The 10238-nt window shown below is 48.4% G+C and carries 11 protein-coding genes; 9 read left to right on the top strand and 2 right to left on the bottom strand.

Features of this window, described 5'->3' with window-relative positions:
- The 6 genes from ACEW8P_RS09040 to ACEW8P_RS09015 all read left to right on the top strand — a co-directional run.
- Nucleotides 1–662, top strand: a 662-nt coding sequence (locus ACEW8P_RS09040) for an AAA family ATPase (protein ID WP_373512759.1), incomplete at its 5' end; no start/stop codon positions are given.
- Nucleotides 656–1222 carry a hypothetical protein gene (locus ACEW8P_RS09035; RefSeq protein WP_373512758.1) on the top strand — a complete coding sequence of 189 codons (567 nt, stop codon included), beginning with the start codon at nucleotides 656–658 and terminating at the stop codon, nucleotides 1220–1222. The genes ACEW8P_RS09040 and ACEW8P_RS09035, both read left to right, overlap by 7 nt.
- Before the next feature lie 34 nt (nucleotides 1223–1256).
- Nucleotides 1257–2210 carry a transketolase family protein gene (locus tag ACEW8P_RS09030; protein WP_373512757.1) on the top strand — a complete coding sequence of 318 codons (954 nt, stop codon included), beginning with the start codon at nucleotides 1257–1259 and terminating at the stop codon, nucleotides 2208–2210.
- A 33-nt stretch (nucleotides 2211–2243) separates the two neighbouring features.
- Nucleotides 2244–2786, top strand: a complete 543-nt coding sequence (locus tag ACEW8P_RS09025; protein ID WP_373512756.1) for an RNA polymerase sigma factor — start codon at nucleotides 2244–2246, stop codon at nucleotides 2784–2786.
- A 55-nt stretch (nucleotides 2787–2841) separates the two neighbouring features.
- Complete coding sequence (locus tag ACEW8P_RS09020; protein WP_373512755.1) at nucleotides 2842–3282, top strand: hypothetical protein; 441 nt, start codon at nucleotides 2842–2844, stop codon at nucleotides 3280–3282.
- A 24-nt stretch (nucleotides 3283–3306) separates the two neighbouring features.
- Nucleotides 3307–3753, top strand: a complete 447-nt coding sequence (locus ACEW8P_RS09015) for a hypothetical protein (RefSeq protein WP_373512754.1) — start codon at nucleotides 3307–3309, stop codon at nucleotides 3751–3753.
- Nucleotides 3754–3813: 60 nt separating this feature from the next.
- Here ACEW8P_RS09015 and pgeF read toward each other — a convergent pair whose 3' ends face one another.
- Complete coding sequence (gene pgeF, locus ACEW8P_RS09010; protein WP_373512753.1) at nucleotides 3814–4590, bottom strand: peptidoglycan editing factor PgeF; 777 nt, start codon at nucleotides 4588–4590, stop codon at nucleotides 3814–3816.
- A gap of 153 nt (nucleotides 4591–4743) precedes the next feature.
- Between pgeF and ACEW8P_RS09005 the strand changes: the two genes are divergently transcribed.
- On the top strand, nucleotides 4744–6405 hold the full coding sequence (locus ACEW8P_RS09005; RefSeq protein ID WP_373512752.1) for a gliding motility-associated C-terminal domain-containing protein: 1662 nt from the start codon (nucleotides 4744–4746) through the stop codon (nucleotides 6403–6405).
- 33 nt (nucleotides 6406–6438) lie between these two features.
- Here ACEW8P_RS09005 and ACEW8P_RS09000 read toward each other — a convergent pair whose 3' ends face one another.
- Nucleotides 6439–7494 carry an endonuclease/exonuclease/phosphatase family protein gene (locus tag ACEW8P_RS09000; RefSeq protein WP_373512751.1) on the bottom strand — a complete coding sequence of 352 codons (1056 nt, stop codon included), beginning with the start codon at nucleotides 7492–7494 and terminating at the stop codon, nucleotides 6439–6441.
- Nucleotides 7495–7620: 126 nt separating this feature from the next.
- Between ACEW8P_RS09000 and ACEW8P_RS08995 the strand changes: the two genes are divergently transcribed.
- Nucleotides 7621–8871 carry a metallophosphoesterase gene (locus ACEW8P_RS08995; RefSeq protein WP_373512750.1) on the top strand — a complete coding sequence of 417 codons (1251 nt, stop codon included), beginning with the start codon at nucleotides 7621–7623 and terminating at the stop codon, nucleotides 8869–8871.
- A 137-nt stretch (nucleotides 8872–9008) separates the two neighbouring features.
- Nucleotides 9009–10169: a sigma-54-dependent transcriptional regulator gene (locus tag ACEW8P_RS08990; RefSeq protein WP_373512760.1), complete on the top strand. Its 1161-nt coding sequence runs from the start codon at nucleotides 9009–9011 to the stop codon at nucleotides 10167–10169.
- Nucleotides 10170–10238 lie beyond the last annotated feature (69 nt).

The following is a 10238-nucleotide window of genomic DNA, read 5'->3' as shown; positions in this document are numbered from 1 at the left end:
ATTCAGAACAATTTATAAAGTCAAATGACAATGATGTATTACACATTGTAAATTTCAATCGTATATTCATTAAAAATGCTGATTTAGTGCGAGTGAAGGAGATTTCTGATCAAAAGTTAGGAATTGATTGTTCAAATCTTGAAAAAGTTTTGAATCGGCTTTTAGAAGATGAAATCACACGAGAAGATATTACCGAATATCTGGAACTATTTATTCCTGGTTTTGAAAAAATAGAGATTGATTCAAATAACCTGTCTGGTACAGATACTTTGTTGATTTACGAAAAGGGAATTGATAAACCCTTTACCAAAGATTTGATTTCTGATGGTACTTATAATATTATTTGTCTTTTGACCGCTGTTTTTCAATCAGATGAGCCGCAGTTTTTGTGTATCGAGGAGCCTGAAAATGGGTTGAACCCTTATGTTGTTCAACAGTTCGTAGAATTATGTAGATTGATGTGTGAAGATTACGGGCACTACATTTGGCTAAATACTCATTCTCAGACATTAGTGAGAGCACTTAAAGAGAAAGAACTCATATTGGTAGATAAGGAAAACGGTGCGACCCAAATTAAGCAGTTCGAGAAAGGAGATTTTTACGGATTGAAGGCAGACGAAGCTTGGCTGACTAACTCACTAGGTGCTGGAATACCGTGGTAAAAATCGGATTTATTTGCGAGGGGACAACCGAGAAAAAGATTGTTGGGTCGGAGAAGTTTCAAAAGTACCTCTCCAAATTGGGAATCGAAATTGTCGGTGAGATCAGGGACGCAGGTGGAAACGGTAATTTATTACCCCAAAATTTGCCTGAGTTCACCAAGCCTTTGATTGATAAAGGAGCTGAAAAGATAGTAGTTCTAACTGACTTGGATGAAGACGCGTGCATCAGTTTTACAAAAAATAGAATCACTACTGATGAAAATAGAACTATAATCGTAGCGGTCAGGCAAGTAGAGTCCTGGTTTCTAGCCGATAGATTCACCCTGAGTAGTTTACTAAAAGAAAATTTTGACTTTGAGAACCCCGAGGATCAAGCTAATCCTTATGAAGTACTGAGAGTGTTATTTAACGAAAAGAGGGGTCGTGGCTGTGGAACGAAGCATATTTTAGCAAAAAGAATGATAAAATACGGCTTCTCCCTCGAAAACGCCGCCCAGCACCCAAACTGCCCCAGCGCGACTTATTTCCTAAACAAACTACAACAACTGGCCACGGAATAAAGAAGTACCCAGCATTTTAACATATTAAGATATCATGAAAAAATACACCTATACTGAAAAGCAAGATACTCGCTCCGGCTTTGGCGCGGGAATGACTGAATTGGGCCAGAAAAATGAAAACGTCGTGGCCCTCTGCGCTGACCTCGTTGGCTCTTTGAAAATAGCCCCATTTATTAAGGAAAACCCGGAGCGGTTTTTTCAGTGCGGTATTTCGGAGGCGAATATGATCGGCGTGTCCGCCGGGCTGACGATTGGTGGCAAGATTCCGTTCGCTACCACCTTTGCTAACTTTGCTACCGGCCGTGTGTATGATCAAATCCGGCAGAGTGTGGCTTATTCCAACAAGAACGTGAAGATTTGTGCCTCTCACGCGGGCATTACGCTGGGGGAAGACGGAGCCACGCACCAGATTCTGGAAGACCTGGGCATGATGAAAATGCTGCCCGGCATGACGGTCATCAATCCATGCGACTATAACCAAACCAAAGCCGCTACCATCGCCATCGCGGAACACGAAGGCCCGGTTTATCTGCGCTTTGGCCGTCCCAAAGTACCCATCTTCACCGATCCTGATCAGAAGTTTGAAATCGGCAAGGCGTGGATGGTCAATGAAGGTAAGGATGTGAGTATTTTTGCTACGGGCCACCTGGTGTGGGAAGCCATTCTGGCGGGTGAGATGCTGGAAAAGGAAGGCATCGATGCCGAAATTATCAACATTCACACCATCAAGCCCCTTGACGAGGAAGCTATCCTTAAATCGGTTAAGAAGACGGGTTGTGCGGTATCCGCTGAAGAACATAACCGTCTCGGCGGCCTGGGCGACAGTATCGCGCAGGTAATTGTCAAGAACCAACTCGTACCGCAAGAGTACGTAGCCGTAGACGACAGTTTCGGCGAAAGCGGTACGCCCGAAAAGCTCATGGAAAAATACGGCCTCACCGCCAAAGACATCGTGGCCGCTGCCAAACGCGCTATTGAAAGAAAATAATTAATTATCAATTCTCCACTCTCCACTGAATAAGTGAACGACGAGGAACTCTTAGAACTTTACCGCAATCCTGACACCCGTCGGAACGCCTTCAACCAGATTGTACGGACGTACCAGCAACGTGTGTACTGGATGGTGCGGAAGATCGTCATAGATCACGACGATGCCAACGACATCACGCAGGAGGTATTTATCAAGGCGTGGAACGCGCTCGATAAGTTTCGGGGTGACTCCAAGCTTTACACTTGGCTGTTCAGGATTGCGCACAACGAATCCATCAATTTCTTGAAGAAAAAACGTCGACGGTACTTTGTGCCGATCAACGATGTGGAAGGAGAACTGGCCGAAAAACTACATAGCGATCCGCTGATCGGCGGCGACGAAATTCAACTAAAATTGCAGCAAGCCATCCTGACTTTACCCGAAAAACAGCGTTTGGTATTCAACTACCGCTACTTTGAGGAAATGCCCTATGAGGAAATGTCGGAGGTGACAGGTACCTCGGTCGGAGCTTTAAAAGCGTCATACCACTGGGCAACGAAGAAGATTGAGAGTTTTTTGACCAAGACTGATTAAACTAACCTTCCCCGCGCCTTGTCGTAGAAAAGGTTTTTAGAACAACACCTCATTTATGAAAGACAATAATATAAGTCTGGAAGATATGGAGCGCAACGCTCCCTTTGAAGTACCCGATGGCTATTTCGACAAACTGCCAACCATCATCATGTCGCGTTTGCCTGCTACGCCTGAACGTCAGCCGTTGGTTAGCTGGTCGTGGCAGCGGTCGCTGGGACTAGCTGGTGCACTAAGTTTGATTATAGCATTGGTCTGGTTCACCTACCCTCAACAGCAAGGCGCACTGGGAGACGAACGCCTCAGTCAGGTTAGTGATGATGCCATCCTGGAATATCTGGCAGATGAAAATATCAGCTATTATGACCTGAGCGAGAATGACGCTGTACAGGCGGCTTTCCAAACCGATTCGACTGTTCTACATTATCTGGATGGCATGGATAAAGATTTTCTGCGCAGCCAGGTTGAGGATGGCATTTTTACGGACGAAACAATTTAAATTTTAAAATAGAATCTCTTACTCATGAAAGCAATTCATCGCAAAATTTGGCTCTTGGCCGGACTCTTGCTAACCGTTTTATCTTTTCCATCCACTTATGCCCAGGCGCAAGGTCGCAACGAGGGGGAAATGAAGAAGATACAGGATGCCAAAGTAGCCATCATCACCAACCGACTCAGCCTTACGCCCGAACAGTCCAAAGACTTCTGGCCAATTTACAACGAATTTTCCCAGAAGAAGAGGGAAATGAACCGCTCGATGCGCCAACTCGTCAAGGGCAAAGGTATTGACGCTTCGGACGATCAGGCAATGAACAGCCTGAAAGAGGTACAAGATTTGAAACAGAAGCAAGTAGAGTTGGAAAAGGAGTACCAGGACCGTTTCCTGACGGTCATCTCCCCCAAACAACTCACCGAACTATACAGCGCAGAACGGGACTTCAACGAGATGTTGCTACAACGGTTGAAGTAGGGTAGTTTGCTTTACTGCTTACCAGATCACTTTCGCCGACGCGGAAGTGATTTTTATTTTCTACTCATTTTCAGTCATGGAAATACAAGCCAGCATTCTGCCCGTTTTGCCATTTTCCAGTCGATGGGAAAAGTAATCTTCGTTATTTAGGACAGTAGAGTAGGGAGAGAGCTGAATATTCGAATCAGTCAATCCAGCGCCAATCAATTGATCACGGTTGGCCTTTTTCAGATCGACGTAATATTTCCCGGCTTTGAGGTTGAAATATTTGTGCTGTTTCAAAAAATGTCCGGCTACTTCGTTTCCTACTTCAAAGGAGCATTCGTCAATGCAGGTACCGACGTAGGCCAGGATGTCTGCAGGGGCGGAACCAAACTCATTTTGCATCTTCACCACTGTTTTCCTGACAATTCCTCCCACGGTCCCGCGCCAGCCCGCATGAATGGCGGCGATTGCCCGTTGAGCAGGGTCGTATAATAAAATTGGTGTGCAGTCAGCTGTCGTCACGGCTACGGCAACACCAACATGCCGGGTAACAAGGGCATCGTAACCTTCGTAGTATCCGGATTTGGTTATATTAAGTACTTCGTTGCCATGCACTTGATAGGACGTGGCTACTTTATGTTCCTCAATACCCAAAGCCTGCCAGAAACGTCGGCGATTTTCCGATGTGTTCTCAGGTGCATCGGCGGTATGTACGCTAAGGTTGAGCGAATCAAATGGGAATGGACTTACACCGCCGTGACGAGTACTTTCGGCAGCGATCAAATCGGGAGAACCACTAAAAATATCAGGAATCCGAAAGAGCGGGCGAGCGGGCGAGGCAGATGCAGTCATACCCGCAAGTTCATGAAAAAATAGGACTATCTCCACACTATCCTCTCTTAAACTGCCCGCTCCCGCTTGGCTTGTCAAGCAACTGTTTTACAGTGCTGTTAATTATTATTAAATTGCCGCCTCGTTATTATACTATACACACACACACAGGTAATGGAATTCTTCACGCCCCGGCTACGCCTACGCCTTTGCCTTAGCCTCTTACTGTGGCTGACAGGCAGCCGTTTTGCTCTATGCCAGTACAATATTCAGGGTACATCCGTCCGAGAGTTAGGCGATGACTGCTATCTAATCACAGAGGATGCAAGCTGGCAAAAAGGGACAATATGGATCAAACAAGCCATTAGCCTTCAAACATCCTTTAGCCTGGAATTTTCCATGAATTTTGGGAATAAAGATTTAGAGGGCGCGGATGGAATGGTGTTCGCATTCCAGACTCAGGGCAACACACTCATTGGGCAGACGGGTCAGGGTATTGGTTTTGGAGGGTTTTCTCCTGCTTTGGGCATTGAGTTCGACACCCATCAGAATTTAGACGAAAATGACCCGGAATTTGACCACATTGCCATCTTGCGCAATGGCATCGTGAATCACCTGAAAAGTTCCAATCTGGCGGGGCCAGTGCGGGCTGCGGCCAACCAGGACAACATCGAAGATGGGGCTGACCATCTGGTCCGTATCAGCTGGCTTGCCCCACTAAAAATACTGGAAGTATATTTCGATTGCGAGAAGCGGATCAGCGTCCCCATTGATATGACAGCCATTTTTGGCAAGAATGAGGTATTCTGGGGTTTTACCGCAGCGACGGGCGGCGAGTCAAACCGACAAACCGTGTGTGTTAAGAACGATATCGTTTGGCAAAGTACTCTTCAAATCTGCCGCGGCGAATCCCGGCAACTTATGGCCCGAAATTCACTCGATGGGGTGTATCGCTGGAGTCCTGCCTCGGCAATGACGGGCACGGCCAACGTCCGTAACCCCACCGTGCGCCCTGACAAGGATCAGCTTTACGTGGTAGAATATCGGAATTTCTGCAATCAGCTCGTACGTGACAGTGTCATGGTGAAAGTAAACCCGCTACCTCCCCTGGAACTGGGGCCAGACCGGACAATCTGCTCCGATGGAAACGGGACGGTGCTTCAACCCAACACGCCAAACGCTACCGCTGCCGTTCAGTATGAGTGGACAAATGGCGCTACCACCCCTTCGATCCTGGTTTCCCAATCTGGTCTGTATGGGTTGACTATGCGGCAAGAACAGTGCGTCAGCCGCGATTCTGTTTACATCACTTTGGGTACGCTGCCACGTCTACCGGATTCTTACGAACCGCCTATGTTCACTTCCTGTTTGCGTGACGAAGCCCTGACGCTGACTTCGGTGGCGACGGGTGACGGTCTTACCTATAACTGGCTCCATTCGGGCCAGGAGCAGCCAAGCATTTCAGTGGATAGAGCGGGTACTTACGAAGTGGTGGTCACTGGTAGTCCCGGTTGCCAAATCACCGAGAGCATGAAAGTGGTAGATGCCTGTCCGCTGTCACTGTGGATTCCTGATGCCTTCTCGCCGAATGCCGACGGACAAAATGACCAATTGATGATACTGACCTCTCAGCCGGCCGAACTACGTTTCTGGGTGTATGACCGCTGGGGTGGCGTTATATTTTTTTCCAACAAAAAGGAGGCAGCATGGGATGGGTACTACCAGGGACAGCCATGCCTGCCGGGTGCGTACACTTGGCGAGCAGAATACAAGCTGACCGACCAGCCCGAAAGCCAAGCATTTACGAAAAGGGGGGTGGTGTGGTTGATTCGCTGAACAACTGACTAGTGAAAAGTTTCAGAAGTCTACTTAATTGGTGGGCTTGGCAATTTTCTCATCGGCCAGTTCCTCATCTTCCGCGTCAGCGTCGGGTGTTTCCTGTTCGTCAGCTTTTGTAGGCAGGTAAGCTAGTTTGATCCACATCGGGAAATGGTCAGAACCGATGGCGGGTAGTCGTTCGATTTCTATTAATTGAAAGTGGGACGAGCAAAAAATGTGGTCGAGCGGATAGCGAAAAAAGGGATACTTGGCGTGAAATGTGTTGTAAAAACCACGACCCCGTCGTGGATCCAACAGTCCGCTGGTGTTCTGGAAAAGCTGGTTGGTATAACTCCACGCCACGTCGTTGAGGTCGCCGGAGACAATGACAGGCAGTGTCGATTTTTTAGCCAATTTCCCTACCATCAATATTTCCTTGTCACGTTCAGTAGAGCGAATGTTCTCGCCGGGTACGGGCGGGGTGGGATGGATGCAGAATAATTGGAACAATTCGCCACCGGGCATTTTGATCTGAGCAAAAATCGAAGGTACATCGTCTTCTACCAGGAAGCGGATTTCACTTTCAACTATTTCCAATCGCGAAAGCAGAATGATACCGTAGGTGTTGTCTAGCGGCTTAGCCTGCCTGTAAGGATAATCCTCATGGATAGTCGCCATTGCTTCGGCCCAATCGTGACTGGTTTCGGATAGAACGATAATATCCGGGTTACGGCTTTTTACCAAAGCCAACAATCGGTCATATTCATTGTTGTATTGCAAAACGTTGGAAATCATCAGACTAAAGCCTTCTTCGACCTCCGAGCCAGCGGACTTCATCTGAAAGCTGGCGATGGGCAGAAAAGGGTAAATCTGATAGGTGAGGTAAGCCAGATTCGCCACCAGTGCAGCGAGAAAAAACCACTGGTAGTTGAACTGAAAGTCAGTCATCGCGACGAAAGCCACAAGAATCATTGCAGTAATGGTCCACTTCTGGGCACGTGGGTACTCGAATATCCTAAACACCCAATAGTCATTGCGAATGAAGGGAATCAGCGTAGCAAGAATGATAAGGCTACCTGTAGAATAGAGAAAAGGTAATAGGTGCATTCAGAATAAAAAGGACGTGTGCATTCTACAAAGCTACACGTTTCCCGTCTTTTACCTGAAAACTACTCCCGACTAATCCTTATATTGCCCCGGAAAATAAATTTCGTTCCCAAAGTTTTCCCACCCATGCCCGCTGATTCTGCCGACGAAAAACCAGAAAAAAAAGTAGAAAAATACCTCGATCTGGGCCATTCAGAAGTTGAAAACCACGCGAAGGCTCAACAGAAAGTGTACGAGGAGCATGTCACCCGTACCTCCTCAGCCTCGCGCATCATTTCCGAATTTTTCAGTACCAACGTTTTCGGGTTCGTATATCACTACCTGCGCAGCCGCTTCGGCGCCCGGCATGCCTACCAGGCCTACCCAAGCGAAGGAGACAGCGGCATTTATCAGCTTACTTCCTCCGTACCCAGCCGGGAATCTATCACCCTTGCGCTCATGTCAGACTGGGCCAGCGACACCACCGAGTCCGACGCCGTGGCGCATTTGGTGGCCCGCTACGCGCCGGACTATACCATTCATCTTGGCGACGTTTATTTTGTAGGAACGCCGCATGAAATAGCCGAGAATTTTACCGCACCCTACGCTTCGTGGTATTACGGCGCATCGGGAAGCCTGGCGCTTTGTGGTAACCACGAGATGTACTCTAACGGCGACGCCTATTACCAGCAATTGCTACCGGCAATGTATATCAATGCGGAAGGAGTCAAGAAATCGCAACGGGCAGCTTTCTTTTGTCTGGAAAACGAGCATTGGCGTATCATCGGTCTCGATACGGGTTACACCTCCGTGGGACGACCCTTCCTGGAAGTGCTTTCGCCGCCCGACTGCCGCCTGCGCGACGAGCAGATGGACTGGTTGCGCGATGTAGTAAGGTTAGGCGATCCCGAAGACAAGCGCGGCCTGGTTTTCATGAGTCATCACCCCTACATATCGGCCTTTCGGGAAGACTACTTCAAGCCCGGCGAGCAACTCTGCGAGCTACTGGGTGAGGCAGCCCGACCCGTAATTTGGCTGTGGGGCCACGACCATCGACTTGTGGGCTACCACCTCGGTCAAAATAAAACCGAACTGCAGGCCTATGGTCGCTGCATTGGCCACGGCGGCATGCCAGTCGAAACGCAAATGCCGCACAATGATAAGGAAACGGATAAATTATCTTTCTACGACCGTCGCGTCCGTACCCGCATCAAGCGGCACGAACTGGGATACAATGGCTTCTGTCAGCTTCAATTGGAAGGCGACCGCCTCACCGCTACCTACCGAGATTTGGAAGATACCCAGGTTTTGAAAGAAAGCTGGAAAGTCGATCTCGAAAATGGCCAACTCGATTGGAACATTACGCAGAAACATGGCGACCTGACATGGTTCGTATAGTGGCCAGAGACACTTTTGACAACGTTGTAAGAACCCTGTCGAAGGAAAAGAAAGTAGGAACGGGACAAGTAAAACGGTCAATGTTTTCTATTTTTGAAGAAGTATAATAACATAAATAAATCTTGCTCCCCCTACCTATGGTCAAAATAATCATCGTTGATGATGAAGACAACATACGCGTGGCCCTGCGCGACATCCTGGAATACGAAGGCTACGAAGTGGAAGAGGCCAAAGATGGTGAAGAAGGGCTCAGAAAAATGAAGAAAGGAGAGTACCACGTGGCTCTCTGTGACCTGCAAATGCCCAAAATGGGTGGTCTTGAACTACTAAAAAAATCAGTAGAAGCAGGCTTGGGCACTCAATTTATCATGATAACTGCTTACGGCAGTACTGATAATGCCATGGAAGCCACCCGCCAGGGGGCACACGATTTTGTAAGCAAGCCGCCCGATCTCAACCGCTTGCTGATAAGTGTTCGTAACGCTATTGCGGCTTATAACAAAGAGTACGAAGCTGTTGAGTTGCGTAAGCGTATTTACAAGATCAACGAAATGGTAGGCGATTCGGAGGCTATCCGGCGGGTGAAAGAGTCTGTCGAGCGGGTGGCCCCTACCGAGGCCCGTGTGCTGGTGACAGGGCCTAACGGATCGGGTAAGGAGCTGGTGGCCAAGCAGATTCATACCAAGAGCCCTCGTGCGCATATGACGCTCGTGGAAGTCAATTGCGCGGCTATTCCCGGCGAACTGATCGAGAGCGAACTGTTTGGTCACGAAAAAGGCTCGTTCACTTCGGCTATCAAACAGCGCATCGGGAAGTTTGAGCAAGCCAGCGGTGGAACAATCTTCCTCGACGAAATCGGCGACATGAGCCTTTCAGCCCAGGCAAAGGTCCTACGGGCTTTGCAGGAAAATAAAATCACCCGTGTGGGCGGCGAGAAAGAAATTAAGGTCAACGTGCGGGTGATTGCGGCCACGAACAAGGATTTGCGCAAAGAAATTCAGGAGGGCAATTTCCGAGAAGACCTTTTCCATCGCTTGAGCGTAATTGTGATCCATGTACCACCCTTGGCCGAGCGTCGGGAAGACATTCCTTTGCTGGCCAGTAAGTTTCTCCAAGACATCGCCGAAGAATACAATAGCTCACCCAAACAAATTTCGCCTGATGGCATGGCGTACCTGCAAACATTACCCTGGACGGGCAACGTACGTGAACTGCGCAACATCGTCGAGCGACTCGTCATTCTGGGCGGGCCTAATATCTCGCTCGAGGACGTGAAGATGCATGCGGGGCAAATGTGAAAACGTTCTTCGGTCTTAGTTAGGGAGCCGCTTGTGAGCAATATAATTTTTCATTTAAACGAAGAACGA

It is taken from the genome of Persicitalea sp. (assembly GCF_041751555.1).
GTDB lineage: Bacteria > Bacteroidota > Bacteroidia > Cytophagales > Spirosomataceae > Persicitalea.
The sequence above is the reverse complement of the archived record's forward strand: the minus strand, read 5'-3'. Positions and strand labels throughout refer to the sequence as shown.